This is a genomic window from Sphaerisporangium sp. NPDC049457, from assembly GCF_055586705.1.
Genome location: NZ_JBVJHR010000008.1, coordinates 267275 through 293761, shown reverse-complemented (window position 1 = coordinate 293761; position 26487 = coordinate 267275). Strand labels below are relative to the sequence as shown.

Below are 26487 nucleotides of genomic sequence, written 5' to 3'. Positions count from 1 at the left end.
CCCTCCGCCCTGTCAGGCGGACGAATCCGACAGCGGCCGGCACTTCTTGCGGAACCAGACGGTCTTCGCCGAGCCCTCGGGGGAGGGCAGGACGCCCCACTCATCGCTGAGCGCCTCGACGATGGTCAGGCCCCGCCCGTGCTCGGAGTCGTCGGTGTCGGCCCGGCGGACCGGCCGCCCGTCGCCGTGGTCGGTGATCTCCGCGCACAACGTCTCACCGGTGACCCGGAGCGAGAACCGGATCGGCGGCAGGCCGTAGAGGACCGCGTTGCTGAGGACCTCGGTGGAGGCAAGGACGATGTCGTCGGTCAGGTCGTCGGTCAGGTCGCCGCCCTCGGCGAGGTTCCAGGCGGTCAAGGTCTGCCGGATCAGCCGGCGCACCTGCGCGATGGCGTGCGGATCCCGCGGGACGTCCCAGTACGCGGCGCGGTGACCGTCCGGCGTGCCGATCATGCTCTTCCTTGCCCTTGTCGCCTATGACCTGGATGACCATACTCTGTCCACTTTTGGGGTGTTCGTGGAGGTGGGCGATGTCCTGGTTCGTCGTCAGACGGCAACCGGCACCCCCATTGACTCCCGCGGGCGCCCCGCTCCTGGAGGCGGCTCCGCCGCCCGCCGTCTCGTCCGCGTCATCGGCTCTCCTCTCGGCTCGTTCTCCGCCTCGTCGGCGCGGCGGTCCCCGGAGTGCGGAGAAACCCGTCCGGATTCCGGATCTCCCGACTCCGGGGACCACGCTCAGAGAGTGCCGTGAGCCGACGAGATCGCGTCACGGAACGCGATGACAGTGCCCGGACGAACGGCTGTCCGGATCGCGTCCCGATTCACATCCCATTCGCCGGGGGCGGCATGTAAAGATGCGGAAACAGGCGTTCACCTGAGTTTTCGGAGGTGCGGTGGGACGGGAACGCGATCTCGATCCGAATATGAGCCCCCGTGCATTCTTCGGCAGCGAGTTGCGTCGCTGCCGGAAGAGGACCGGGCTGTCCCAGCCGCAGCTCGGTGAACGCACCACCTACAGTCCGGACATGATTGGAAAAATCGAGCGTGGTGAACGTCCGCCTTCTCCGGAGTTCGTGCGCCAGTGCGACGAGATCTTCGGGCTGGACGGCCATTTCCACCGCCTCTACCAGTTCATGCTCCAGACCCCCGGCCCGGCCTGGTTCGCCCGCTGGCTGGAGGAGATCGAACCCAGAGCCGCCGTCCTGCGCACCTGGGACCCCCTCCTGATCCCCGGCCTCCTCCAGACAGAGTCCTACGCGCGATACCTCTTCGGCCGGGAGCCCGAGATCAGCGCCGCTGAGGTGGAGGAGCGGGTTCAGGCACGAATGCTGCGCAAGGCCGTCTTCGATAAGGAGAAACCACCTGCTGTGTGGGCCTTGCTCGATGAAGGGGTCCTGCATAGGCCTCTCGGCGGCCCTCTAGTCGTCCGGGAGCAGCTCACGTACTTGCTTGAGAGCGCCGAACGATCGAACGTGGTGATACAGATCGTTCCTTATAGCGCCGAGAGCCCGGTGGGCTTGACGGGGGCATTCATCCTTGCGGAACTGCCGTCGGGTGAGCCCGATGCCGTGTACATCGAGTCCGCTGTGGCGGGAGATGTGACGACCGATCATGATGTTGTTGCGGCTATTTGGAGTCGATATGACACCATAAGGGCGGAGGCGCACCCTCGCCATGTTTCACTCAAGATGATCCAGGATGGGATTGATCAATGGAGCGCAATGTCGTGAGGAGCACGACTTTGTCTTTCGCTGCCTGGAAGAAGAGCTCGCACAGTGGAGGGACGGGCGGAGGTTGCCTTGAGGTGGCACGTGACCTGCCCGGTGTGGTGGGTGTTCGCGACAGCAAGGTGGCCGGGGGGCCTGTGGTGGTGTTCTCGGCGGGGGAGTGGAGGGCGTTCCTGGCCGGTGTCAGGAGCGGCGACCTCGGGACCTGATCGGGCTCCGGTGCGGCGGTGAACAGAGCGGACCCCAGGCCGCCACCGTGCGTACCTGGGGTCCTTCGGTCTCCGGCCGGGGTGCCGGCGCACCGCTTGATCGTGGACCGGGCCGGTTAGCGGCCAGGCCCGCCGGTTCAGGCGCAGTCGTCGCAGAGACGCCGATGAGGCGTCCGCCGCAAGTGCTGCAGCGGGATGAAGGCCGAGCAGCGCTCGCAGATGCCGTACCGCCCCCGATCCATGCGATCGATGGCGGCCTGGATCTCCTCCATCTGGCGGCGGGCCGTGCCGGGCACGCGCGCGTCGGAAGCCGTGGCGCGCGCGGCGGCCGTGGCGAGCTGTGAGTGCAGCACGGCGCGCAACTCCTCCAGGTGCGCCAGGTGCTGCTCGTAGTGCTGCAGGTGTGAGTGGACTGATCTGACGGCGGTCATGATGAGGCGGCTCCTTCTGACCGAGCACGAGTTGTGTGGCCGTGCTGGCGACCGCGTGCCGTGCACGTACGTGACCGGGCGTGAGCTGTGCGCGCACGCATCGCAAGTCCGGCGAGCCGGACCCGGGCTACGGCGTGCGATCGGCCGGAGGTCGCACAGAGAGAAACGCGGAGGCGACTAGATCAGCGGAGGGCTGCGCGACCCGACGATGCGCTGCGCGAGTTGCTGCGGCGTGCGGATGACGTCGGGCGCGAGAGCGGGCGCGCGCGGCGTCTCGGCGTGCGCGGCGTCGTCGGCGTTCGGAGAGCGGAGCGGCGACCACGGCACCTGGTGTTCGCGGACGGCGGAGCCCCCTTGCGGCGGGGTGCTGGACAGCTCCCCGTCGCCGGCTCCGAGATCCCACGCCTGGCCGGTCGTGGCCGACAGGGCGGACGTGTCGCCCTGGCCGAACGGAAACGCGCCGGCCAGCAGCAGGGACAGCAGGACCAGGCCCACCACGCCGGCGAGCGTGATGGACGCGCGCGGTCTCCCCCGCGGTCCCGTCATATGGCCGACCATAACCCAGCCGCCCCCGAAAAGCGCACCCTCGTCGGCACCGTCAACGCGGACGTCCTCGAACACTTCGTCCCCGGCTTCCGGCACATCGACTTCGTCGAGGTCATCATGAAGTCCGACTGGCCCGAGTAGCGGCGCACGCGCCGCCTCAGGCGACCGATCCGGGCCGGTACGGATACCTCCACGTCCACCCGATCGGCGGCACGCCGGATCCGCGTCACCCGGACGACGCACCCCGATCGCGCCGAGACGGTTCCACCGCGCATCGGCCGGCCGGATCGCCGTCTTTCGGCCATCTGGATATTTCGATGAATAACATCGGCCGCGCGGTGCGTCAAGCGAAAGTCGGCTTCACGTCATATCTTTGCGCGAGGCGATCGGCCGCGACATGATCCTGCCGTGCGCGTCGTTCGCGCACCCCCGGAGACAACGGCGGATTCCCGCGCCACCCCGGGCGTCGAACCCATATGGTCGGCGGCATGGCGCTGCGCGTTATTCAGGGTGAATGACAACTCGATCAGGGAGACCAATGACACGCACGGGCCTGGGTTCACCGCATTCTGTCACCTCGGTCAAACTGCTTACAGTGGGCCTCGGCCTGGTGCTGGCCATGGTCTGCGTATCGCCCCCCGCCTTTGCGGATCCAGACTATGTCGAGGCCCCTCCAGATGGCGGCCCGCAGACGTACTGCTTCTCAGGTAGCACCCCGGAAGTTCTCAAACCGCACGAGACGGCCTCGATGAACTACCTTGACTCGGCGACCGAAGTGGACGGCGCCACGTTCCACTCCACGTGCAAGACCACAACTCAGCCCCGCACCGATGTGCAATGGGAGGAGGAGGATCTCGGTTACGGCGTGATGGGGAAGGCCTTCTGTCGGAACTGGCGAACCGACTATGCGGCGTGCGACCGCTACACCATCGACATAAACCAAGCGGACATACAGGACGGCGCCTCTAACGTGGCGAATCAATATCGAAAGACGGCATGCCACGAACTGGGCCATACGGCCGGCCTCTCTCATTATTCCGCAGGCGCTGTGCCGGGGGCTCCGGGATCCACCGACGACTGCATGATCAGCGGCGTATGGGATGACGGCATCGCTGCGCGCAGAACATACAACAGTCATCACATTGTTTCGCACATCAATCAGTTCTTCTAGGAGCAGTGGTGGCTGAGAACAAGAAGAGTCTGACTCTGGCCGCTGCGGCGGTGGCCCTCCTCGCAACATTCGGATGCACCCAGCAGTCGAACCTCGCGAAATCTGGTGATGTGCCACGCGCCGGAGCCGGAGAGATCGACGTAGCCGTATTACGAACGGCGGAATATGACCACGTGGTCTTCGCGTCACCGGAAGATCTGGCAGCGAGCGAGGCGGCTCCCGTAGTGATCGCTGGAGAAGTCGCCGGATTCTCGCAAGGTCGTACCGTTGTCGGCCGGGTTCCTGACGACAACCTCTACAACATCGTCATGCGAGTCAGCGTAAGTGACCGGCTGAAGGGGGTGAACGGCAAGAACACAGTGGTGGACGACCAGATCTTCGTCGAACTTCCTCAGGGTCCCCTGTGTGGCGCAGAGCTCAAGCCGTGCAGATCCGTCCGGGACTTCGAAACGGCCATCCCGGCCCGGACGCGCGTCCTTCTGTTCCTGCAACCGGCCAAGACGCCTGCGGCGGGAATGGCCGACGGCGGGCATGTCGTCGACGAGTATGCAGGACGAGCGGCCAACGCTCCCATCTTCTTCGCTTATCCACAGGGATTCATCCTTGAAGAGGTGGGCGACAGCGGCAAGCGGCTTCTGGGCGGCATCGAAGACCTGGAAGATCAACCAAAGGGGTGGCAGCAGAAGAATCGTTCCGTATCGCCATTGGACGAGTACATACAGAGAATCAGGTCCAAGGGATTCACCCGCTAATGCTCCAGTGAGATTCGTGATCTCGCGGGTCGTGACGGCATGAGCGAGCCCACCGCGTGATCCGGCCAAGTTTCAGCGGTACAGGCCGCGACTATGCGGCCTTGGCCTTGACGTCCAGCTTCATTCACCGATCACCATCTAGAGGAACAGCCGGAACTCCGCGGCGAGGCGCACTCAGGCGGTTGGCTCTGTGATACCTGGCTCGAACAGGGAAGGATGACATGAAAAGCCGTCTTCTATCCGTTGCAACGCTGACCCTGACGATCACTTTGGTGCCAAGCTACGTAAGAGCACAGACCGATGACCCGACTCCCGAAGTCTCAGCAAGCGCCCCTCGTGCCACTGCGGCGCCGATTGTCCTGTCGCGAGACCAGCAGCCGAAGCAGGAGCGGCCTACGCTGGACATGCTCGCGAGGCGAGCCGAAGCCCAGGGCGTTCCCCTGAAGGAGGCGCTCGACAGGTATGCGGCCGAGCAGGTCGCCAAGAATCCTTCGATTCAGGGCGCGATGCCCGATGGCCCCGTCCCGGATCCGACCATCAAGATCGACGGCATTCCGTTCGCGGAGCTGATCGATCTGAATCGTCTCGCTCGATCGAAGATGATTTCCTTCAAGGAAGCCATCGACCGCTATGCCTGGACTCCGGCGATCAACCCTCTGGCCGCCCAGCTGCGCTCGGAGTTCGCTGACGAGGTGGCGGACATCAAGATCATCGACGACGGTCGTGGCGTCCAGATCGGTTTCAAGGGAGAGGTGCCGGCCAAGGCGGTCGAACTCGCGAAGAAGTTACCGGTGGAGATCAAGCTCTTCCCCGGGCGGGGATTCTCAGAAAAGGAACTGCAAGCCGTGAAGGCGGCTACCTATCGTAGCATCGCCGACAGCAAGAAAGTCGTCGCCCTGATAGGCAGATACGATGCCGAAACCGGGGAGGTGATCTTCACGGTGAAGCCCAAGGAGACCCTGACGGGTGCCGCCTCTCCTGAAGCGCTCGCCTCGGCACTGCAACTGCCCAAGCCTTCCAACAGTGCGATAAAGGTCGTCATCAGAACCGGCAGTCTGAAGGTGGAACCGCACGATCAATACATTCGTGGCGGGGGACTCCTCAACGGCTCGACGTTGCTCTGCACCAACGGATTCAATGTCATCAACTCCTCTACCGGCGCTAAGGGTAGCCTCACCGCCCGCCATTGCGCCGATCCCGAGCCGTACTACACGTATAAAAACCACCCGAACCAGAATACCGACACCACGACGCTGTCACGGTGGTTCCGCGCGACCGACTACGACCTGGCTCGCTACGACAAGAGCAGCACCACCAGCATGACGCAGACCCGCACCTTCTATTACGACTGGAACCTGGCCAGGTACGCCCATGACGTGGGAACCTCCCCGGTGATCGGGCAACCGATCTGCAAATTCGGCAGGACGACCGGTGCGACCTGTGACAACATCGTCGACACAAATGTCGATATCAGCGATGATATGGACGACAACAGGAACTGGTTCGGCAACATCGAGACCGACAACATAGACGACCACGGCGACAGCGGCGGACCGGCCTACTATGGCCACAGGGCGTGGGGCATAGATTCTGCCGGCACCGCCTTCATCTTCGATACCAAGACCTACTTCGTGGCCGCGGATCGCGTCAACGACTCGACCGGGCTCGGCAGCGCGTGGAACATCTGGACGTGCTCGACCTGCTGACCCTGGAACCACCACGAGTCGATATGTGAAGTCGTATCGATGAGATCCGGCAGAATCGGGATGGATGTGGCTTGCCGTCAACGCGGTTTGCTCATCCATCCCGCACGTGATGTAATAATGTGCATGCGAACAGCTGCCTCGAAAAGCGCATTGGGGCGCTCATGCATTTCAGGGATGCTCGCGTTAACGGCACTGTCGACGCTTGCCGGCGGCTGCGCGAGCACTCCCGACGAAAGGGTGGCAGTAGACGGGAAGGACCCCATAATAATCGTGCACCGTTTCGAGGTGGCAATGCAGGCGGAAATTCACAACACCTTGAGATATGATGCCAAAAGTCGATGCCTGCGGCTCGGGTCCGGTCCTGGCCGGGAGGCAACGCCAGTGTGGCCCGAAGGCACCCGCCCTGTCCTCACCAATGGAAGACGTGGCGTGAATGTGCCCGGAATCGGCATCATCCTCGAAGGCGACGAGGTCAAAGGTGGCGGTGGCGGCTCCACTTGGCGGAAGAATCCGCCGGCCGATGTCGTGATCCCAGAGGGATGCCTTCCGGCTGGACCGGACGGGACGGTGATAATCATCGATGAGGTCACAGACGTGCAAAGGTCTTGATCGGAACGAAATCCGGGTGACCTGATCATCTCGTCCCGGTGTATTCACGTCAGCACCCGCGACCGCAAGCCGGACCGTCGCGATGTCCGGCATACCGGCGAGGGGACGTCAAGGGATGAGGGTAGGGACGACGCCGCCGTCCGCGCGGAGGGCGGCGCCGGTGGTGGCGGAGGCGTGGTCGGAGGCGACGTACACGACCAGGTTGGCGATCTCCTCGGGGCGGATCAGCCGCTGGAGCAGGGAGGTCGGGCGGCCTTCCGTCATGAAGCGCCGCTCGGCCTCCTCGAAGGGCACCTCGCCGCCGTACAGCTCGGAGACGAACTGCCGCACCCCCTCGGTGAGCGTCGGCCCGGCGAGCACGGAGTTGACGGTGACGCCCGTGCCGGCCACCGACTGCGCCATGCCCCGCGAGACGGCGAGCTGGGCCGTCTTGGTCATGCCGTAGTGGACCATCTCGGTGGGGGTCATCACCGCTGAGTCGCTGCTGATGAAGATCGCGCGGCCCCATCCCCGCGCGACCATGCGCGGGACGTACAGGCGGGCGAGGCGCACGCCGCTGAGCACGTTGACCTCGAAGTAGCGCCGCCACTCGGCGTCGGGGATGTCGAACACCGGCACCGGGCCGAAGATGCCGGTGTTGTTGACGAGGATGTCGATCTCGGGGGCGGCGGCGAGCAGGGCGTCCGCGCCCTCCTGCGTCGCGACGTCCGCGGCCGCGGCGCGCACCGCGGTGTTGCCGGTGGCCTCGCGGATCGCGGCGGCGGCCTCCTCGGTGCGCCGCTCGTCGCGGCCGTTCACCACGACGCCGGCGCCCGCCCGGGCGAGGGCGGCGGCGATGGCGTGGCCGATGCCCGACGTTGACCCGGTTACGAGCGCGGTGCGGCCGGACAGGTCGATGTGCATGGCGTTGCTCCAGACGGTCGCGTTCTGCGTACCGTCCCGAAGTTAGTTGCACACGCTGCATATTGCAAACGCCGACATTCGGCGTGCATCGCCATCAACCCGGCGTCCGGCCCGCCCGCGCGCCGATCCCGGCCACCTCGCGCGGGCGACGACAGGACGGTCAGCCGGCGACGGGCTCCTGGGTGCTCGTGCGGGTGTGTATCGCGTGCTGCACCAGCGTGACCAGCACGTTCTTGCTCGACTCGCGCTGGCGGGCGTCGCACAGCACCACGGGGATCGCGGGGCCGAGGTCGAGCGCCATCCGGATCTCCTCAAGGTCGTAGCGCCTGGCTCCCTCGAAACAGTTGACCGCGACGATGAACGGCGTGCCGCGCCGCTCGAAGTAGTCCACCGAAGGGAAGCAGTCGGCCAGGCGGCGGGTGTCGGCGATCACCACGGCGCCCATCGCGCCCAGCGCCAGCTCGTCCCACACGAACCAGAAGCGCTCCTGGCCCGGCGTGCCGAACAGGTACAGCACGTGGGCGTCGCCGATGGAGATGCGGCCGAAGTCCATCGCGACCGTGGTGGTCTTCTTCTCCTCCACGCCGGACAGGTCGTCCACGCCGACGCCCCGGTCGGTGAGCGTCTCCTCGGTGCGCAGCGGGCGCGTCTCCGACACAGAGCCGACCATGGTCGTCTTGCCTGCTCCGAACCCGCCCGCGATCAGGATCTTGATCGCGGTGGGCAGCTTGGCGCGCGCCGCGCCGCCGTCAGAGCGTACGGAGTCCATTGAGCACCGCCTTGTAGGTTTCCAGGTCGAGAACGTCCGTCTCCCGCGCGGGCTCCTGGATGGCGATGAGCCCCCTGTCGACGAGGTCGCCCAGCAGGACGCGGACGGTGCCGGCCGGCAGGTCGAGGTGAGCGGCGATCTCGGCGACCGACAGCGGCCGCTCGCACAGCCTGACGATGGTGTGGTGCTCGGGGCCGAGTCCGGGTTCGGCCGCCGGCGCCGTGTTCAGGGTCACCACGAGGGTGATCAGGTCGATCCGGCCCCGGCTCGGCTCGGTGCGCCCGCGCGTCATCACGTAAGGGCGGACGATGCGCCCGGCCTCGTCGTCGAGCCACTGCTCCTCGCCGGGGTCGTCGGAGAGGTGCGTCATGTCACCCCTTCCCTCCTGGCGTTGGCGCCTTCCGAGCGGGCCGGGGAGGTGAGGTACTGCCCCACGCGCGTCACCAGCATGGCCATCTCGTAGGCGACCAGGCCCACATCGGCGTCGCCGGCGCACAGGACGGCCAGGCAGGCGCCCTCGCCGGCCACGGTCACGATCAGATAGGCGGACTTCATCGCGATGATGGTCTGCCGTACGGCTCCGCCCGCGAACCGTTCGCTGGCGCCGTGGGCCAGGCTCTGGATCCCGGCCGCGACCGCGGACAGATGCTCGGCGTCGTCCTGGCCGAGGCCTCGCGATGTGGCCAGGAGCAGACCGTCAGTGGAGAGAACGATCCCGTGCTCGGCTTCCCTCACCCGCTCGACCAGGTCGTCCAGCAACCAGGCCAGGTCGGCGGGGGAACTCGTCCTTTGCATCACTCGCTGTCCTCTTTACCGGCTCACGCTGTTCACTACGTCGTCTCCATTGCTCTCCTGCGGTCACCCTGGCGAGGCGGAGTTGGTACACCTGGCGGGCATGATCCGCGGGTTCATGGGGCTGGGGTCGGCGGTTCGTCCTCCCGTGTCGGGGCGGCGTCCAGGTGGCGCGGCATCTTGGCGGCGTCGGAACGGCCGCGTTCTGTGCCGCTCTGGAAAGAGCCCATCAGCCGTCGAAGGTCCTCCGGCGACAGCTCGTCGTCGTCCGCCGCCGGAGCGGCGGGCCGCGGGGCGGGCTGGTCGCGCAGCTCCGGCGCGAGGTGCGCCTGGGCGACGCGCCGGGGCAGACCTGAGGGGGTGTAGGAGGGCTCGCCGGACGGTTCGCCGGGCGCGGCCGGCGGGTAGACCGGCTGCTCCGGCACCTGCGGCGTCTCCTGCCACTGGGGGGCCACCGTGAGCAGCGGCGGGCGGACCTGCTCTGGGTCGTCGGCGGCGGCTTGCACGGGAACCTCCCCGGTCGTACTGTGCCCGCCCTGCCGGGCTTCCGGCACGCCGTTGCGCGACCGCCTTCGGGGCAGCGCGTCCGGCTCGGGCGCGGGCTCGATGTCGGAGTCGGACTCGATCAGCTCGCGGGGGATCAGGACGACGACGGTCGTGCCGCCGTACGGTGAGGCCTTCAACGTGACCTTGATCCGGTGCCGCGAGGCCAGGCGGCTGACCACGTACAGGCCGAGGCGGGGCGTGCCGCTCAGCTTGAACTCGGGCGGGTCGGCGATGCGCGCGTTGGCGGCGGCCAGTTCGTCGGGGGGCATGCCGAGCCCGCGGTCCTCGATCTCGACGACGTAGCCCTTGGCGACCTCCTGGCCGCTGACCTGCACGGAGGCGTACGGCGGCGAGAACGAGACGGCGTTCTCGATCAGCTCGGCGAGCAGGTGGATGACGTCGCCGATGGCGCGACCGGCGAGCTCCGACTCGCCCATGGGCATCAGCGTGACCTGGGTGTAGTCCTCCACCTCGGCGAGCGCGCCGCGCACCACGTCGACCATCGGCACCGAGCGCCGCCAGGCGCGGCCGGGGGAGGCGCCGGACAGGACGATGAGGTTCTCGGCGTTGCGCCGCATGCGGGTGGCCAGGTGGTCGACGCGGAACAGGTCGGCCAGCTCGCCCGGCTCGGTCTCGCGCTTCTCCATGGCGTCGAGAATGGTGAGCTGCCGGTGGACCAGCGACTGGGTGCGCCGTGCCAGGCTCAGCAGGATGCCCCGGTAGCCGCGCCGCAGCTCGGCCTGCTCCACCGCGACCCGGATCGCGGTCTCCTGGACGATGTTGAACGCCTGGCCGACCTGGCCGATGGCGTCGTTGCCGACCGCCAGGGACGGCGCCTCGGCCTGCACGTCCACGTCGTCGCCCCGGCCGAGGCGCTCGACCACGCTGGGCAGCCGCTGCGCGGCCAGTTCCAGGGCGGCGGCCCGCAGCTCCTCAAGCCGCCGCACCAGGGCGCGGGCGGTGGTGATGGACAGCACGATGGACGCGATGACCGCCAGCAGGCCGAGTCCGCCCATGAGCACCAGGCGGACGAGGACGCCGACCGCGAGCGGTGTGGCGCGCTCGACCAGGGCGTCTCCGCTCTCCTGGACGAGCCGGTCGAGCTGGGAGATGACGGTCTCGGCCGACGTCCGCCACGTCTCCGCCCCGATGGGCGGCGGACCGCCGCCCATGCCCTCCCGGATGAGCTGGTCTTCGAGCGAGCGAAGGCGCTTGAAGGGGTCGCTCTTGTCCAGCCGCTGGTAGGCGGCGTGCTCGTCCGGGGGAAGCTCTGAGGAGGCGCCGGCGAGCGAGTACCGCTGGGCGCCGACCAGCTGGCTGAAGGTGACCGCCTCGCCGGGGGTGAGCCCGCCCGCCGCCAGCGCGCCGGCCACGAACGCGTTCTCCTGCGAGATCAGTTCCTTGGCCCGCGCCATCGCGACGAGGGTGCGGGTGTCCCTGGCGAAGTCCTGGTCGTCCAGGCCGGCGAGGGCGTCGTAGATGTTGTAGACGGCCTCGATGACCTGGGTGAAGGTGTCGCCCGCGGCGTGGCGGTCGATCTGGCCGGAGTTGACGCGCTCGCGCAGGGGCCCGAGGCGCTGGAGCGACTGGTCGGCCGCCTCGATGCGGCGCAGCACGGTCTCGCTCGCCGCGCGGCGCACGCTGTCGTCGCCGATCAGGCGGTGGAAGGTCGAGCCCGCCGCCACCGTGCGCGCCCGCTGGGCGGAGAGCAGGCCGCGCCGCTGGCCGCGGGTGCCGGCGTCGCCCAGCGCCACCGTGGTCAGCAGGCGCTCGCGCTGGAGCTCGGTGATCAGCCGCTCGGCCGGCTGGGACACGTTCGTGTCGAGGGTGTTCACCCACAGCAGGTTCAGGCCCTCGCGCAGCGTCACCCACGCCGCGAAGCTCCAGAGCGCCACGAGCGATATCAGCAGAGCCGTGACCTTGACACGTACCCGAGGATTGTGGAAGCGCATAACTCCATCCCTGGCCAAAGTCAGGAAGCCGTCCGTGCGGCCACGGCGCATGATATCGGTGAAACACCTGTCGAAGCATGTTATTGCACGGGGTATCGCCTCGAAGCAGGCATTTCACCCTGTCGCACCCCGGCACCCTAGCATGGAGGGAAAACCGCCACGAGCCCCTGATGTCAACCCTGGTAAATATGCCAGTCAGATGCCGTCCTCTATGGTGGTGTCTTCGGCATTGTGTCCGGTTAATTGCATTAATGGGCGGATCTCAGGAGAGGGGAGACCGCCGCGTCCCGCCCCGCGAGATGCAGCGCGCCGAGAATCCCCGCGCGGACGACCGCGAGCGGTGTGTACAGATCCTTGTCGTGCCACATGGGCGTGCACGGCTCGCCGTCCCCCGCGCCCGCGCGCAGCAGGTAGGCGTGGCCGCGCGCCACGGCGCGGTCGCGTCCCGGCTCCTCGCGCGCCGCCTCGCAGAGCAGCAGGGTCTGCATGGCGTAGGCGGTCTCCTCGGCCGTGCCGCGCCACAACCCCCACGCGCCGTCCGCCCGCTGCCCCGACAGCATCCAGCGCACCGCCCGCCGCACGGCCGCGCGCCCGCCGCCGGCCGCGTCGAGCGCGACCGCGCAGCACATCGTGGCGTAGTAGGGGGAGGCGTGCCACCGGTCCGACCAGCTCCCGTCGGCCGCCTGCCGTTCGAGCAGCCAGCCCGCCACCTCCGCCATCGCGGCGGCGTACCGGGGAGCGGCGTCCGGGCGGCCGGCGGCGTACTCGCGGAAGGCGTCCAGGACGTGCGCGTTGGTCGTCGTCGAGAAGCCCTGCTCGCCCTGCCAGGTCGCGAAGTGCGTCCCGGCCCGGTAGCCCCACAGGCAGGCCGGATCCCTGGGCGCGCCCGCCAGCGCGAGGGCGTAGAGGGCGACCGAGGTGGTGTCCGAGTCGCCCGGCAGCCCCGCTCCGGCCGGGATCCCGTCGGGGCCGAGGCCATCGCCGAGGCTCCGCCGCACCTCCTCCGGCACGGCGACCGGGACGCCCGCACGGAGCAGCCAGCTCACCACCCAGCCGCGTTCGAACACCGTGATCGGCAGGCCGCACGGCACCGGGCCGCCGTGCAGGCCCGCCACCGCCTCCAGGTGCCGGCGCGCCGGATGGCCGGGCTCGGGGACCTTCCCGGCGCCGAGCCACGCGGCCGTGGCCGCCGGCGAGGCCCCGACCGTCCCGACCGGCGTGAGAGGCACCCCCCGAGCTCCGGCGGCGGCGTCGCCGGCCACCTCCAGAGCGTGCATCAGCTTCTCCGGCAGCGCGACGCCGGCGCGCAGCGCCGAACGGATCCGGGCCAGCACCTCCGTCCCCATGCCGGGCGGCAGGGGCAGCGACGTGCCGCCGTCCCGCAGGCCCGCCGGGGCGAGGCCGGCCGCCCGCAGGGCGTCCAGGTGCCCGTTCACCGCCTCCACCAGGTAGGGGACGATCAGCTCGACCGCCGGCATGTCGGGACGCGGGCCCGCGTACCCGCCGCGCGACCACCGCAGCAGCGCGGCGAGCCCGCGCCCGGCCGCCGAGGCCAGCCTTCCGCGCTCGCCGGAGAGGTCCGGCCCGGCGGCCCGCGAGCCGCCGCCGTCGGCCCCGCCCGCCGAGCAGCCGCGCCGCAACTCGGAGAGCAGGGCCTCGGTGGCGCTCAGCGTGGGCACCAGGGCGTAGTCGTCGTGCACGCCCCAGGCGCCGTCCGTCCGCTGCGCGCCCGTCAGGAACGCCACGCGCTCGGCGTGGCCGGCCAGCCACGGGGCCAGCGTGACCAGCCGCCCCGTCTCGTACACCGACGCGGTGACCTCGCCCCAGGGTCGCGCCGCGAGCCCCGCCAGCAACGCGGCGGCCCGCCGCGCCGGCGAGCCGTCCCCGGCGCGCGCCGCCGCGTCCGCCGCCCTGTCCGCCGCCCTGTCCGCCGTCAGGGGGGACGCGTGCCCGTTCACGCACGCCGAGCCGGCGCGGGTTCCGGTCGCCCCGCCGACGCCGGCCGTGGTGGGGTCCGCGTGCCCATGCGAGGCTCCGGGGGCCAGGAAGAAGGCGCTCACAGCGACCCCCAGTACTCGCCGAGGGCGTAGAAACCGGCGCAGAAGTCCATCTGGCGCTCCAGATAGTCGGCGAGCCGCGGATGGACGTCCCGCACGCGGCCGATCAGCTTCCTGGCCTCGGCGGTGAGCACGGCGACGCGGTCGCCGACCTCCTCGCGCGTGACGCCGATCAGCAGGGCGTTGACGTCGTTCCAGCTCCGGTCCCGCTCGTAGCTGCTCAGGTCGTTGAGCAGCCGCAGCACCCGCTGCACCGCGCGGCTCGCCGCGCGCACCTCCGCGACGGCCGTCGCGGCGCCCGGGCCGCCGGTGGCGATCCAGTGGCAGGTGAACACGAAGCAGAAGGCGTGGTTGTCGGCGTTGGCGAGATACTCCTCCAGCGACGGGGTGGCCCCGGCGGCCTTCCAGTCCCACTCGCGCACCATCGCGTCGAGCATGCGCCGCAGCTCGTCCCGCCAGACGCCCTCCAGCGCCGGCCACGCCGGCGCCGTGGCCAGCCCGGCGCGGATCTCGGCGAGCATGCCGGTGAGGTCGTCCCCGGGTGGCGGCCCCTCGCCGGCCGCCACGTCCAGGCAGACCCGCGCGGGCTCGCGGACCTCCTCCGCCGAGGTGTGCACGTAGTCGATCAGCCAGTCGAGCGCGAACGTCCACAGGCACGCCTTGTTGGCCGTCCTCAGCTCCTCGGCGGTGTGCCACGGCCCGCTGTACGCCATCGCCATCGACACCGTGCCGTACAGCGCGGCGTCGAACGGCTTGGCGGAGAACAGATCGGGGTAGGCGGCGGCCCACTCGTTCATGTACCGCTGCGACCGCCCGGCCACCGCGGCGGCCCGCCCGCACTCCACGGCGCTCAGGCCGGGCACGAAAGCCCCCGTCATGGGCGCGTCCCGCGTCCGGAGCGGGGGGCGCGCACCAGCGCCAGCTCCACCTTCTCCTTCGGGCGCAGCGACCCGGCCGGGGCCGGCGTGAACGGCCCGTCGCCGCGCAGCACCGGGCGGAAGCGGCTCAGCAGGGCCGCCACGATGAGCGGCGCCGCCATGTCGAACAGGTGCCTGCCGAGGCACTGGTGCGGCCCGCCGCCGAACGGGAAGTAGGCGTACCTGTGCCGGCGTTCCTGCCGGCCGGGCGCGAACCGCCCGGGGTCGAACTCCAGCGGGCGCTCCCAGAACTCGTCCAGCCGGTGCGTCGCGTACGGAGTGATCAGCACCTGCGCGCCGGCTTCGATGGGCACCCCGCCGACCACGTCGGCCTGCTTGGCCATGCGCGGGAACAGCCACCCGGCCGGGCGCAGGCGCATCAGCTCCTGCAGGACCATCTTGGTGTAGCGCAGCTCGGGCAGGTGGGATGCGCGCACCGGCCCGTCGCCGACGACCCGGTCCACCTCTTCGTACAGGTTCGAGGCGACGTCCGGGTGGGCGGCGAGCATCGGCCACAGCCAGGTCAGCGTCGTGGCCGTCGACTCGGCGGCCGCCCCGTAGACGCTGACGACGTCGTCGCGCACCTGCCGCTCGTCCGCCCCCTGCTCCTCGCGTGCCCGGACGAGCGCGGAGAACACGTCGGCGCCGGACCCCGGCCGGTCCCGGTCCTGCCTGATCATCGGCAGGATGACGTCGTCGATCGTCTGGACGGCGTCCATGAAGGCCCGGTCGCCGGGGAGCCGCACGCTGTACGGCATCGACGGCATGAGCAGGCGGAACACGATCGAGCGCGCCGCGCGGTCGTAGGCTGGGGACAGGCGGCGCCCGGCCTCGCGCGACAGGCGGCCGGCGAACAGCACCTTGATCACGGTCTCGTTGACGACGTCGGCCAGCTCCTCGCCCGCGTCGAACGACCGCCCCGACGCGGCGTACGGCTCCAGTTCGGCGATGCGCTCGTCCACCACCGTCGCCATCTGCTCGGTGAGGGAGGCGACGCACCTGGCGGTGAACAGGGGCTGCAGGATGTCGCGGCTGTTCTGCCAGGCGGTTCCGTCGTTGAGGATGCTCTCGCCGAGCAGCCGCTGGAGGGGGCGCCAGAACATTCCCTCGCGCTGGTAGTTCTCCCAGTTGCCGCGCAGCACGTGCTGGACGTCGTCAGGGTGGCTCAGAAGATATACAGACGGTGTGCCCGCGGGCAGCCGGACAATTCGGCCCGCCGATTCTCTCGCCAGTTCCGCCAGCATGTTCACCGGATCGCGGACCATCGGCGCGAGCGTTCTGCGGAGGGGGACGGTTCGGGCATGCCGGGGGGAAGCGGCGACCGACATCGTGACGACTCCAAATTGTGAGAGCTGCCTGCGGGTTCTCCGTGGTCATGCCCTGGTGGCCGAACTGTTCCGCCGCGGCGCGGGCGCCCGCCCGGAGAGGGTTCAGACTTCGGGCGCCGCTCGCCGCATGACCACGAATGCGACAATTGGTTACTCTCGTGGCAAAGTGCCACAGGCATAATGAATTACCACGATCTCCGACTATGATCAAGTTTTCGTTCAACTACTGATTTTTCGCGACAGATATGGTATTTATGCAATCTTCTGTGGCCGGTACCTCCGAGCGGTCGCCCGGAGATGCCGCGCGCCCGGCCTCGGCTCGGCTAGTCTCGCCACGATTGATCGGATAAGTCGGGGAGCTGAGCGTCGTGGAGCCAGTGGCGGTGGGTCTGATCGGAGCCGGGCCGTGGGCGGAGGCCGTCCACGCGCCCACCCTCGCCGCCGGGCCGTACACGCGGCTCGCCGGCGTCTGGGCCCGCAGGCCGAGAGCCGCCGCCAGGCTCGGCGTCCCGGTGTACGAGCGCGTCGAGGAACTGTTCGACGTCTGCGAGGCCGTCGCCTTCTGCGTGCCGCCCGCCGTCCAGGCCGAGATGGGCCTGCTCGCCGCCAGGGCCGGCAAGGCGCTGCTGCTGGAGAAGCCGCTCGCCGCCGACCTCGACGCGGCGAAACGCCTGGCCGACGCCGTGGGGGAGGCCGGCGTGGCCTCCCAGATGGTGCTCACCTTCCGCTACTCCGCCACCACCAGGTCCTTTCTCGAACGGGTGCGTGCCATCGACCCCTTCGGCGGATACGCGATGAACGTTTCAGGCGCCCTGTACACGATCGACTCCCCATGGCGGCAGGAGCGGGGAGCCATCCTGGACGTCGGCCCGCACATGATCGACATGCTGGACGCCGCCCTGGGGCCGGTCACCGGCGTGCGCGCGCACGGCGACACCCTCGGCTGGGTCGGCCTGATGCTGGAGCACCAGAGCGGCGCCGTCAGCGAGGCGTCGCTGTCGATGGCCGCCCGCGTCGAGCACGCCTCCTCGCACGTCGCGGTCTTCGGCCGCCAGGGCACCGAGACCCTCGACGGCGGCGACCTCGGCTACGACGTCTTCCCCGACATGGTCGCCGAGTTCGCCCACACCGTGCGCCGCGGCGGCGGCCACCCGCTGGACGCCCGCCACGGGCTCCGGCTCCAGGAGATCATCAGCGTGGCCGAGGCCCAGCTCCGCTGAGACCGCGCGCACGACCCCGCCCAGGACCCCGCGCACGACCCCGCCCAGGACCCCGCGCACGACAGCGCACGACCCCGCGCACAAATCAGTGCACAACCCCTCGTGCCCGACTGCGGCACGGGTTGATACCGTTCCCCTGACGCGTGGCGCGCAGCGAAGTCCGGTGTGAGTCCGGCGCTGTCCCGCAACTGTGAGACCTCTCGGTCGAGCCAGGTCGCCTGCACGCCGCGCCGACGCCATCAACCCTCGTGGAAAAGGGTGATCCGTCAATTCCGCGGGTCTCTCGATTTCCTAGCAACAGGAGGAATCCCCTCGTGAGGCCCGTACGCACGGCCTTGGCGGGCGCGTTGCTGGGTGCACTGACGCTGGCCGGATGCGGCCAGTCCGGCGACACCTCAGGCAGCGCCTCCCCGGCCCCCGCCACCCCCGCCCCCTCATCACAGGCCGCGGCCTTCCCGGTCACCGTCCAGGCCGGCAACGGCGCGGTCACCGTCCCGGCCAAGCCCTCGCAGATCGTGTCGCTCTCGCCCACCGCGACCGAGAGCCTGTACGCCATCGGCGCGGGACCGCAGGTCATCGCGGTCGACGACCAGTCGACCTACCCCGCGGAGGCCCCCAAGACGGATCTGTCCGGCTTCAAGCCGAACGCCGAGGCGATCATCGCCAAGAAGCCCGACCTCGTCGTGCTCGCCAACGACACCGGCGGCGTCGTGGCCGCCCTGAGCAAGGTCGGCATCCCCGTCCTGCTGGAACCGGCCGCGACCAAGCTGGAGGAGAGCTACGACCAGATCGCCGACCTCGGGGCCGCGACCGGCAACAAGGACAAGGCCGACCAGGTCGCCGCGGACATGAAGCGGCAGATCGACCAGCTCGCCGCCGCCGCGCCCAAGGACGCGAAGCTCACCTACTTCCACGAGCTGGACAACACGCCGTACTCGGTGACCTCCGCCACCTTCATCGGCCAGATCTACGGGATCTTCGGGCTGGTCAACATCGCCGACGAGGCGCCGGACGCCGCCGGGGGCTACCCCAAGCTCTCCAGCGAGTTCCTGGCGAAGACCGACCCCGACCTGATCTTCCTCGCCGACACCAAGTGCTGCGGCCAGTCCAAGGAGACCCTGGCCAAGCGGCCGGGCTGGGGCGGCCTGTCGGCGATCAAGAAGGACCAGGTGTTCCCGATCGACGACGACATCGCCTCGCGCTGGGGGCCGCGCGTCGTCGACTTCGTGAAGGTCGTCGACGCGGCGGTCAGGAAGGCGGCGGGCTGACCAGGCCCGGCCCCGGAGCACCTGCCAGAACGATGACCGGCACCGGCATGGAACCACCCGCGCCCGCCGCGTCCGCCGCCCGGATGCGCCCGGTGGTGCCGGTCATCGCGGTGGCGGTGCTCGCGGCGTGCGTCCTGGCCGGCCTGATGATCGGCGCGGCCGGGCTGCCGCTCAGGGGCGTCGTGCTCGAACTGCTGGACCGGGTGCCGTTCGTGTCGGTCCACTCCGGGCTGTCCCCGGTGGAGCGCGGGCTGCTCGTCCAGCTCCGGATGCCCCGCGTCGTGCTCGCGGCGGTCGTCGGGGGGCTGCTGGCGCTGGCGGGCGCCGGATACCAGGGCGTGTTCCGCAACCCGCTCGCCGACCCGTACCTGCTCGGCGCCGCCGCCGGGGCCGGGTTCACCGCCACCTTGATGATCGTCCTGGTGCACGCCGACGCGCTGGTGCCGCTCGCCGCCTTCGGCGGGGCGATCGGCGGCGTGCTGCTGGCGTACGCGCTCGGCAACACCGCCGCCCGGGGCGGCGGCACCGCGACCCTGGTGCTCGCCGGGGTCGCGGTGGCCTCGTTCCTGTCCGCCCTGCAGGCGTTCGTGCAGCAGATCAAGGTCGACCAGCTCCAGCGCATCTACTCGTGGATCCTCGGCGGCATCGGCGGCGACTGGTCGCAGGTGTGGCTCATCGCCCCCTACGCCGTGGTGTCGTCGGCCGTCCTGATCGCGCACGGCCGGCTGCTCGACGTGCTGTCGGTCGGGGACGACGAGGCGGCGAGCCTCGGGGTGAACGCCGCCCGCGTCCGGTTCGTGGTCCTGTGCGCGGCGTCGCTCGCCACGGCGTCGGCGGTGGCGGTCAGCGGGCTGATCGGGTTCGTCGGCATCGTCGTGCCGCACGTCGTGCGGCGCCTCGCTGGCGGGTCCTACCGGGTGGTGCTGCCGATCTCGCTGCTCGCCGGGGCGGCGTTCCTGGTGCTGGCCGACCTGGTCGCCCGCACCCTCCTCGCCCCGGCGGAACTGCCCATCGGAGTGGTCACCGCCTTCATCGGCGCCCCGTTCTTCGTCGGCGTGCTCCGCGCCACAAGGACGGTGGAGGCATGAGCTCGGTCGAGGTCAGCGGGCTGTCGGTGTCCCTCGGCGGGCGGCAGGTGCTCTCGGAGGTGGGGCTGTCGGCGCGCGCCGGCGAGTGGCTGGCGGTGATCGGGCCGAACGGCGCGGGCAAGTCCACCCTCCTGCGGGCCATGATGGGCCTGCTGGAGGCCCGGGGAGAGGTGCTGGTGGACGGCCGGCCGGCGCGCGCGCTCAAACCGCGGCAACGGGCGCGGCTGATGGCCTACGCCCCGCAGAACCCCCTGCTGCCGCCCGGCCTGACCGTGATGGAGTACGCCCTGCTGGGACGCACCCCCTACATCTCCTACCTGGGCCGGGACGGCAGGCGCGACCGCGAGGTCACCGAGTCGGTGCTCGAACGCCTGGACCTGACCGCCCTCGCGGGCCGGCCGCTCACCCACCTGTCCGGCGGCGAACGCCAACGCGTCGTCCTCGCCCGGGCGCTCGTCCAGCAGGCGCCCGTGCTGCTGCTCGACGAGCCGACGACCGCCCTCGACCTCGGCCACCAGCAGCAGGTGCTGGAACTGGTCGACCGGTTGCGCCTGGCCGACGGGCTGACCATCGTGACGACCGTCCACGACCTCAGCGTGGCAGGACAGTACGCCGACACGGTCCTGCTGATCGCCGGCGGCAGGGCCGTCGCCTCCGGGCCGGTCGCGCGGGTGCTCACCGAGCCGTTGCTCGCCCGCACCTTCGGCGTCCATGTCCGCGTCGACCGCGGCGAGGACGGCCGCCCCCTGGTGAACCTGGTCCGCCCGTCCTGAGCGGACGGTGCGCCGGGCGGCTTCCGGTCTGTACGCTTCCGGCACCTGTCGTGAGGAGAACGCATGCTGTCGCTGAGCCATCGGCGCGAGGACGGCGCACGCCTGGCCGCGCTGCTCTGGGAGCTCGGCCCCGGGTGGCGGGCGATCTCCTCCGCCATGCTCGGCGGCGGCATCGGCCCGGTGGAATGGGTGCTGAACGCCCAGGTCGTCGCCGGGTACTCGCGGATGGACCCGGTCGAGCACCTGCTCGAACTGGCGCCGCCCGGGCCTGGGGTCGGCATGCTGACCGCGGCGTCCGTCGACCGCTACACCCGGGCGCACGACGGGGGAGTGGACGCGGTGGCCACCGTGGGCCTGCGCGTGCCCACCTGGGCCGCCTCCCCCGAAGGCGTCCCCGACCCCGAGCTCCGCGAGCTCCGCGGGCTCCATGACCTCCGCGAGCTCCCGGAGCCCCGGCGATCGGCGGAGGGCCAGGGTGGCCGGGAGAGCCGGCAGGGCCGGGAGCAGCCGGAACAGGGTGAACCCCGAGAACCCGGGGGACCCGGGGGAGATCGTCTCGGCCATGGCCTCGTGCCGCGGCCGGTGTTCCCGGCGCCGGGGACGATCAACATCATCGTGGCCGTCCCGGTGGCGATGAGCGACGCCGCCCTGGTCAACGCCGTGATGACGGTGACCGAGGCCAAGGCCCAGGCGCTGGCCGAGGCCGGGTACGCCTGCACGGGCACCGCCTCGGACGCGGTGTGCGTCGCGGCCAGGACCGGCGGCCCGGAGGAACCGTTCGGCGGCCCGAGATCCACCTGGGGCGCCCGCGTCGCCAGAGCCGTCCACCGCTGCGTCCTCACCGGCGCCCACGCCTGGACCGACGCCCACCTCACCCCCGCCCCGGACGCCGGTCGCCGGCGCTAGAGACGGGCGCGGCGCGACAGACCCTCCCCTAGATCGTCAATCGCGAGGCCGCGCCGGCATCTGCAGCGGGACACCGAGCCGGTTGAAGGCGTTCATCAGAGCCACCTGGACGACCAGCGCGCCGAGTTCCTCGTCGGTCATGAGGTCGCGGACGCCGGCCCAGACCTCGTCGCCGACGCCGTGCGGGGTCAGCGTCGTCGCGGCCTCGGTGTACTCCAGCGCCGCCCGCTCCGCCGGGGTGAACAGCGCCGATTCGCGCCACGCGGACAGCTGGATGATGCGGTTCAGCGATTCGCCCTGCTCCAACGCATCGTGGCTGTGCAGGTCGATGCAGTGCACGCAGTGGTTGATCTGCGACGTACGCAGCTTGACCAGCTCGCGGATGGTCGGATCGAGTGGCGAGGTGAGAATGGCCTGGTCCGCGGCGTAGAGCGCCTTGGCGGCCTTCGGGGCGGCCGTCCGCAGGTCGAGGCGGGGCTCACCGGCGTGCACGTGGGTGGTCATGATCTCTCCTTCAGGTTCGGGCGTGGATGCGCATGTCCCACTCCCGAATTCGGATAACTCTTGTCCGGGATTCTATTCGGACAAGAGTTGTCCGAGTCAAGTAGGCTGGGCGAATGAAGATGTCAGGCGGGGTCGAGTGGGGCTTGCACTGCTGCGTCGCGCTCAGTGGGGCGGGCGCGCCGGTGACGGCGGCCAAGCTCGCCGAGCTGCACGACGTCTCGCAGAGCTATCTGGCCAAACAGCTGCAACTGTTGTCCCGCGCAGGCCTTGTGCGCTCGACCCTGGGCCAGTCCGGCGGCTATGTGCTGACTCGGGCCGCGAATGAGATCACGGTGCTGGACGTGGTAGAGGCGATCGACGGCGTCCAGCCGGCGTTCCGGTGTACGGAAGTGCGTCAGCGGGGCCCGATGGCCGTGCCGCCGGAGCGGTGTGACACTCCCTGCCCGATCGCCCGCACGATGGATTCCGCCGACCGCGCCTGGCGGGAGTCGCTACGGGCGGTCACCATCGCCGACCTGATCGCCGACGTCGACCGTACGACGCCACCTGAGATACTCGCGGGGGCCCGGGAGTGGCTGCGCGCCTGAGCGACGGCGACTAGCCCTCCACGGCCAACGGCGACGAGCCTTCCACGGCCCCGGTGATCGTTTCCGGTCGCAGCGCTAAGAGGTGAAGGTGACGCTGGCGAGGATGCGGTCGATGACGGACTGGTCGCATCCGCCGGGCGGGCAGAAGAAGGCCAGCAGGCCGACCGGCTGCCCCTGACCTCGGCCGACGATGTAGACGATCAGGTCGAGGCGGCCCTGCTGGGCGGGGTCGTTCACCACCCCGGTCAGGCGGAAGGCCGGTTTCCCCGCCACCGTGTCCGTGGTGAGCGCCGAGGCGAAGTCCGCGGGGCCCGGCAGCACGAAGCTGAGGCTGCGCTTGAGGGTCTCAGGCGGGTCGGAGGTGGTGATGGTGTCGTTCACCTCGGCGAACAGGCCCATCGCCCGCTCGGGGTGGGCGGTGAGCAGGGCGTTGACCGCCGTCCAGTCCGAGGCGATGGGCACCGAGAACAGCGTGTCGAACTCCGCGGCCGCCGGCGAGACGACGGCGTACTCGTCGGCGTGCGTGCGTGCCTCCCACCCGCCCGGGTACTCGAAGGACATCGGCACCGCCGTGCTCCCGAGGTAGCGCTTGGCGCCCACCGATGCCGTCGTCTGGCTGAGCAGCAGAGCGGCGGCGACCGCGACCGCGACCAGTGCCGCGCCCGCGCCGATGATCGCGCCCATCCACCGGCGCCGCCCGCGGGCGGGCACGGCGGGACGCGCGCCGCCGGCCGCGCCCGGCGGCCGGGTGACCGGCCCGAGGGACGCGTGCCCGGAGGACGCCTGCCACGCCGTGAACGATCGCACGGCGGCGGTCGGCTCCGCCGCCTCCATGGCGGCGGCGTGCTCGGCGGGCGGCGGGTACGACGGAACGGCGGTCGCCCCCTCGGCGGGGCCCTGCCGCGACCCCGCCTGCTGCACGCCGGTGGGCTGGTCGTCGGAGCTGATCGCGTCGCGCAGGGCGGCGACGAACTGGCGGCAGGTGACGTACCGCTCGGCCGGCGACTTGGCGAGGGCACGGCCCATCACCTCGTTGACCGAGTGCGGCAGGTCCGGCCGGTACGGCGTCAGCGGCGGCGGGTCGTGCGAGACGTGCGCGTAGAGCAGGGCCAGCTCGGTGTCCCGCTGGAACGGCGGCAGCCCGGTGAGCGCCTCGTACACGACGCAGGCGAACGCGTACAGGTCGCTGCGGCCGTCCACGGGCAGCCCGCGGATCTGCTCGGGCGCCACGTAGCGCGGGGTGCCCATGAAGTGGCCGTGGCTGGTCAGCCCGGCCTCGGAGAAGGTGCTCTTGGTCAGCCCGAAGTCGGTCAGGTACACGTGCTCGGGGTCGCGGTCGGAGCCGTCGGCGACCAGGATGTTGGCCGGCTTCACGTCGCGGTGCACCAGGCCGTGCTGGTGGGCGGCGTCCAGCGCCGAGGCGATCTGGGAGAACAGGCGGTAGGCGCGGGCGATGGGCAGCGGGCCGCTGCCCTGGATGAGCTTGCGCAGGTCGGCGCCGTCGACGTACCGCATGGCGATGAACAGCAGGTCGCCGCTCTCGCCGGCCTCGTAGATCGGGATGATGTTGGGGTGGTCGACGGCCGCGACCACGCGCGACTCGCGCACGAACCGGTCGCGGAAGCGCTGGTCCGCCGAGAGCTGCGGGGCCAGCACCTTGAGCGCCACCGCGCGGCCGAGGCGGCGGTCGCGCGCGCGGTAGACGGTGGCCATGCCGCCGCGCCCGACGACCGCCTCGACGACGTAGTCGGCCACCTGCGCGCCGATCAGCGGCGGCATCGAGAAGCCCGGCTCGCTCATTGGTCCACCGGGCTCCCGCAGAAGCCGCAGAAGCGGTGCGCCTTGCCCAGGCGCATGCCGCACTGCGTGCAGAAGCGCACCAGCGCGCCGCCGGAGGGGTTGGAGCCGGGGCCGCCGCCGGCCTCCGCGGGTCCGCCGGGGGCGTGGGCGCCGGCGGAGGCCGCGCCGGACGCGGGCCCGCGAGGCCCTGGGGCGTCGGGATCGCCGGCGGGCCTGCTGCTGATGCCGCCCGTGCCGCCGGGCACGGCGACCGGCGTCGCCGATGGTCCCGTGCTGGGCCCGCGGGCCGGCGACCTCAGGTACGGCGGGACCGACCCGTCGGGCGGGTGCGGAGGATCCATCGTCTGGGTGCCGTGCGGCGGCCGGGCGGAGACCCCGGCGTTTCCGGAGCCGCCCGGGCCCGCCGGTGCGAGCGAGCCGAACGAGCCCGCCGGATCCGCCGGCGCGCCCGAGAACGCCGAGAGCGCGGGGAACGACTCGGGCATTCCATCGGCCGCGAGGCCGGCGTCCGCGCGACGGCGTCGCCGCCGCGCCAGCAGCGGCACCGCGACGGCGGCCGCGGCGGCCAGGGCCACGATGCCGGCGGACACCGGCAGCAGCAGCGGCGAGCCGGTGGCCTTGCCCGCGACGGCCGCGGGGCTCTTGGCCGTCCCCGCCGACGGCGTGCCCCCGCGGTTGGCGCGGGCCACGCGCAGGTGGTCCTGGGCGACCGCGTGGTCGGGACGCAGCCGCAGCACCTGCTCAAGGACGGGGATCGCGTTGGCGTAGAACTTGTTGTGGTACGGCGCGAGAGCGGTCTCGTACACCACGTCCACCGGGCCGCGCCGCGCCGTCACGTCGGCGGCCACCAGCGCGGCGCGGATGTCGTCCACCGGGGTGAGCGTCGCCGCGTCGCCGGTGCCGGTGATCAGGCCGATGACCTCGCTCTTGCCGTCGTCGATCACGGCCCCGCCGTCGCCGTCCTGGCGCAGGAACGTCTTGAGCTTGGTCCGCTCGGCGGGCTTGAACGTGCGTCCGCCGGGCGGGTCGAGGTGCGCCGTCTCGATCTTCGGCGGGGCCTTGGCGCTCGGCCGGCTCGGCAGGCCGATGGTGTCCACCGACTCGATGCCGCTGCCCAGCGTCGTGCCGAGCGGCACCGTCGGCAGCGTGCCGTCCTCGCCGCCCTTGGTCAGCTTGAGCACCGCGGGCGACCCGGGAGAGTTGCCGGTGCGCAGCAGCTCGGCGGGATACCCCTCGGGCACGGGCGGGTCGGCGTACGGGAATACCGTGATCTTGGGCGTGGAGGTGGCGATGCAGTTGGAGTTCTCGCGGTGCGGCGGGTAGCAGGCCTGCAGGCGGGCGTTGAGCTCGGGGTTCTTCAGCTTGTGCCGCGAGAAGTCGGCCGGGATCTTGACCTTGAAGTATTCGGCGAAGACCCGGTTGGCGGCGTAGATGGTGGGGTCCTTGCTCGGCCGCACGACCCCGGTGGCGGTGACCACGACCCCGTCGGGTGAGACGGTGAACCCGCTGCCGATGCCGACCGGCGTGTCGTACTCGCGGACGACCTGCTGGATGACTCCCCGGTCGTCGAGCAGGTTGATGGTTATGTGCGCCTTCGCCTCCACCCGGACCGTTCCAGGCGTGACGCGGTCGGTGGAGCCGGTGGGATGAGGGTGCATGGGGAGGGCGAGCGCTGTCAAGGCGCTCAGCCCCGCGACGAGGTGGTGCAGGCGGGGCATCTCCGCCTCCTGTTCCGGGCCCGGTTGAGTCAAGCGTCTCAGCGCGGGCTGCCTCGTACAAGGCCGATCCGGCCGCCGTCATGGACTTGCAATCGATCGTTGAACGATCTGCGACAGCAGTTGTCGATCTCGGCCGGCCCTGGAGCGCCTGGGGAGACGGCCGGGCGAGGGGACCGTTCGTCCTCCGGCCGGGCCGCCGCCGAGGGGC

At 70.5% G+C, this 26487-nt stretch carries 27 protein-coding genes and 1 riboswitch; of the genes, 13 read left to right on the top strand and 14 right to left on the bottom strand.

The features are described 5' to 3' along the window. Positions 1-12: 12 nt before the first annotated feature. Positions 13-453 (bottom strand): ATP-binding protein, encoded by a 441-nt coding sequence (locus ACZ6QO_RS15335; RefSeq protein WP_465851087.1) that lies wholly within the window; start codon positions 451-453, stop codon positions 13-15. Positions 454-893: 440 nt separating this feature from the next. Between ACZ6QO_RS15335 and ACZ6QO_RS15330 the strand changes: the two genes are divergently transcribed. Both ACZ6QO_RS15330 and ACZ6QO_RS15325 read left to right on the top strand, forming a co-directional pair. Beyond that, on the top strand, positions 894-1730 hold the full coding sequence (locus tag ACZ6QO_RS15330; RefSeq protein ID WP_465851086.1) for a helix-turn-helix domain-containing protein: 837 nt from the start codon (positions 894-896) through the stop codon (positions 1728-1730). Next, a complete protein-coding gene (locus ACZ6QO_RS15325; RefSeq protein WP_465851085.1) occupies positions 1712-1936 on the top strand; it encodes a DUF397 domain-containing protein in 225 nt (74 codons plus the stop codon). Before ACZ6QO_RS15330 ends, ACZ6QO_RS15325 begins: the two co-directional genes overlap by 19 nt. Before the next feature lie 137 nt (positions 1937-2073). Here the strand turns inward: ACZ6QO_RS15325 and ACZ6QO_RS15320 are convergent, their stop codons facing one another. Together ACZ6QO_RS15320 and ACZ6QO_RS15315 are read right to left on the bottom strand one after the other, a co-directional pair. Then, positions 2074-2367 (bottom strand): TraR/DksA family transcriptional regulator, encoded by a 294-nt coding sequence (locus tag ACZ6QO_RS15320; protein ID WP_465851084.1) that lies wholly within the window; start codon positions 2365-2367, stop codon positions 2074-2076. A gap of 177 nt (positions 2368-2544) precedes the next feature. Then, on the bottom strand, positions 2545-2913 hold the full coding sequence (locus tag ACZ6QO_RS15315; RefSeq protein ID WP_465851082.1) for a hypothetical protein: 369 nt from the start codon (positions 2911-2913) through the stop codon (positions 2545-2547). Between ACZ6QO_RS15315 and ACZ6QO_RS15310 the strand changes: the two genes are divergently transcribed. From ACZ6QO_RS15310 to ACZ6QO_RS15290, 5 genes are all read left to right on the top strand, one after another. Then, positions 2914-3054: a hypothetical protein gene (locus ACZ6QO_RS15310; protein ID WP_465851081.1), complete on the top strand. Its 141-nt coding sequence runs from the start codon at positions 2914-2916 to the stop codon at positions 3052-3054. Between the two features lie 397 nt (positions 3055-3451). Next, entirely contained in the window at positions 3452-4084 is a 633-nt protein-coding gene (locus ACZ6QO_RS15305) for a zinc metalloprotease (protein WP_465851079.1), read from the top strand. A gap of 8 nt (positions 4085-4092) precedes the next feature. Then, entirely contained in the window at positions 4093-4836 is a 744-nt protein-coding gene (locus ACZ6QO_RS15300) for a hypothetical protein (RefSeq protein WP_465851078.1), read from the top strand. 221 nt (positions 4837-5057) lie between these two features. Then, entirely contained in the window at positions 5058-6542 is a 1485-nt protein-coding gene (locus tag ACZ6QO_RS15295) for a S1 family peptidase (protein ID WP_465851076.1), read from the top strand. 174 nt (positions 6543-6716) lie between these two features. Beyond that, positions 6717-7151 (top strand): hypothetical protein, encoded by a 435-nt coding sequence (locus tag ACZ6QO_RS15290; RefSeq protein ID WP_465851074.1) that lies wholly within the window; start codon positions 6717-6719, stop codon positions 7149-7151. 108 nt (positions 7152-7259) lie between these two features. On the opposite strand, the gene ACZ6QO_RS15285 is transcribed toward ACZ6QO_RS15290, so the two are convergent. The 8 genes from ACZ6QO_RS15285 to ACZ6QO_RS15250 all read right to left on the bottom strand — a co-directional run bounded on the left by ACZ6QO_RS15285 (position 7260) and on the right by ACZ6QO_RS15250 (position 16352). Next, on the bottom strand, positions 7260-8054 hold the full coding sequence (locus ACZ6QO_RS15285) for an SDR family NAD(P)-dependent oxidoreductase (RefSeq protein WP_465851072.1): 795 nt from the start codon (positions 8052-8054) through the stop codon (positions 7260-7262). Positions 8055-8214: 160 nt separating this feature from the next. Beyond that, a complete protein-coding gene (locus ACZ6QO_RS15280) occupies positions 8215-8823 on the bottom strand; it encodes a GTP-binding protein (RefSeq protein ID WP_465851071.1) in 609 nt (202 codons plus the stop codon). Continuing rightward, the gene (locus tag ACZ6QO_RS15275) at positions 8804-9193 is read right to left on the bottom strand and encodes a DUF742 domain-containing protein (protein WP_465851070.1); all 390 of its coding nucleotides are present in this window, start codon (positions 9191-9193) and stop codon (positions 8804-8806) included. Before ACZ6QO_RS15275 ends, ACZ6QO_RS15280 begins: the two co-directional genes overlap by 20 nt. Next, positions 9190-9618 (bottom strand): roadblock/LC7 domain-containing protein, encoded by a 429-nt coding sequence (locus ACZ6QO_RS15270; protein ID WP_465851069.1) that lies wholly within the window; start codon positions 9616-9618, stop codon positions 9190-9192. The genes ACZ6QO_RS15275 and ACZ6QO_RS15270 overlap by 4 nt, the downstream gene beginning before the upstream one ends. Positions 9619-9731: 113 nt before the next feature. Then, positions 9732-12113, bottom strand: coding sequence for a sensor histidine kinase (locus tag ACZ6QO_RS15265; RefSeq protein ID WP_465851068.1), 2382 nt, complete (start codon positions 12111-12113; stop codon positions 9732-9734). 248 nt (positions 12114-12361) lie between these two features. Next, the gene (locus ACZ6QO_RS15260) at positions 12362-14173 is read right to left on the bottom strand and encodes a prenyltransferase/squalene oxidase repeat-containing protein (RefSeq protein ID WP_465851067.1); all 1812 of its coding nucleotides are present in this window, start codon (positions 14171-14173) and stop codon (positions 12362-12364) included. Further along, positions 14170-15048, bottom strand: a complete 879-nt coding sequence (locus tag ACZ6QO_RS15255) for a terpene synthase family protein (RefSeq protein ID WP_465851066.1) — start codon at positions 15046-15048, stop codon at positions 14170-14172. Before ACZ6QO_RS15255 ends, ACZ6QO_RS15260 begins: the two co-directional genes overlap by 4 nt. Next, positions 15045-16352, bottom strand: a complete 1308-nt coding sequence (locus ACZ6QO_RS15250; protein ID WP_465851064.1) for a cytochrome P450 — start codon at positions 16350-16352, stop codon at positions 15045-15047. Before ACZ6QO_RS15250 ends, ACZ6QO_RS15255 begins: the two co-directional genes overlap by 4 nt. Before the next feature lie 446 nt (positions 16353-16798). Between ACZ6QO_RS15250 and ACZ6QO_RS15245 the strand changes: the two genes are divergently transcribed. The 5 genes from ACZ6QO_RS15245 to ACZ6QO_RS15225 all read left to right on the top strand — a co-directional run bounded on the left by ACZ6QO_RS15245 (position 16799) and on the right by ACZ6QO_RS15225 (position 21670). Further along, positions 16799-17635: a Gfo/Idh/MocA family protein gene (locus ACZ6QO_RS15245; RefSeq protein WP_465851062.1), complete on the top strand. Its 837-nt coding sequence runs from the start codon at positions 16799-16801 to the stop codon at positions 17633-17635. Between the two features lie 128 nt (positions 17636-17763). Beyond that, positions 17764-17902, top strand: a riboswitch (adenosylcobalamin (AdoCbl) riboswitch). A gap of 47 nt (positions 17903-17949) precedes the next feature. Then, a complete protein-coding gene (locus ACZ6QO_RS15240; RefSeq protein ID WP_465851060.1) occupies positions 17950-18903 on the top strand; it encodes an ABC transporter substrate-binding protein in 954 nt (317 codons plus the stop codon). Positions 18904-18950: 47 nt separating this feature from the next. Then, on the top strand, positions 18951-19991 hold the full coding sequence (locus tag ACZ6QO_RS15235; RefSeq protein WP_465851059.1) for a FecCD family ABC transporter permease: 1041 nt from the start codon (positions 18951-18953) through the stop codon (positions 19989-19991). Then, entirely contained in the window at positions 19988-20764 is a 777-nt protein-coding gene (locus ACZ6QO_RS15230; RefSeq protein WP_465851057.1) for an ABC transporter ATP-binding protein, read from the top strand. The genes ACZ6QO_RS15235 and ACZ6QO_RS15230 overlap by 4 nt, the downstream gene beginning before the upstream one ends. A 63-nt stretch (positions 20765-20827) precedes the next feature. Further along, a complete protein-coding gene (locus ACZ6QO_RS15225; protein WP_465851056.1) occupies positions 20828-21670 on the top strand; it encodes an adenosylcobinamide amidohydrolase in 843 nt (280 codons plus the stop codon). A 36-nt stretch (positions 21671-21706) separates the two neighbouring features. Here ACZ6QO_RS15225 and ACZ6QO_RS15220 read toward each other — a convergent pair whose 3' ends face one another. Next, a complete protein-coding gene (locus tag ACZ6QO_RS15220; protein ID WP_465851055.1) occupies positions 21707-22174 on the bottom strand; it encodes a carboxymuconolactone decarboxylase family protein in 468 nt (155 codons plus the stop codon). A 113-nt stretch (positions 22175-22287) separates the two neighbouring features. Here ACZ6QO_RS15220 and ACZ6QO_RS15215 point away from each other — a divergent pair, with 113 nt between their 5' ends. Continuing rightward, positions 22288-22761 (top strand): RrF2 family transcriptional regulator, encoded by a 474-nt coding sequence (locus ACZ6QO_RS15215; RefSeq protein ID WP_465851054.1) that lies wholly within the window; start codon positions 22288-22290, stop codon positions 22759-22761. 75 nt (positions 22762-22836) lie between these two features. Here ACZ6QO_RS15215 and ACZ6QO_RS15210 read toward each other — a convergent pair whose 3' ends face one another. Both ACZ6QO_RS15210 and ACZ6QO_RS15205 read right to left on the bottom strand, forming a co-directional pair. Beyond that, positions 22837-24561, bottom strand: coding sequence for a serine/threonine-protein kinase (locus tag ACZ6QO_RS15210; RefSeq protein WP_465851052.1), 1725 nt, complete (start codon positions 24559-24561; stop codon positions 22837-22839). Continuing rightward, the gene (locus ACZ6QO_RS15205; protein WP_465851051.1) at positions 24558-26279 is read right to left on the bottom strand and encodes a hypothetical protein; all 1722 of its coding nucleotides are present in this window, start codon (positions 26277-26279) and stop codon (positions 24558-24560) included. Before ACZ6QO_RS15205 ends, ACZ6QO_RS15210 begins: the two co-directional genes overlap by 4 nt. Between the last annotated feature and the right edge of the window lie 208 nt (positions 26280-26487).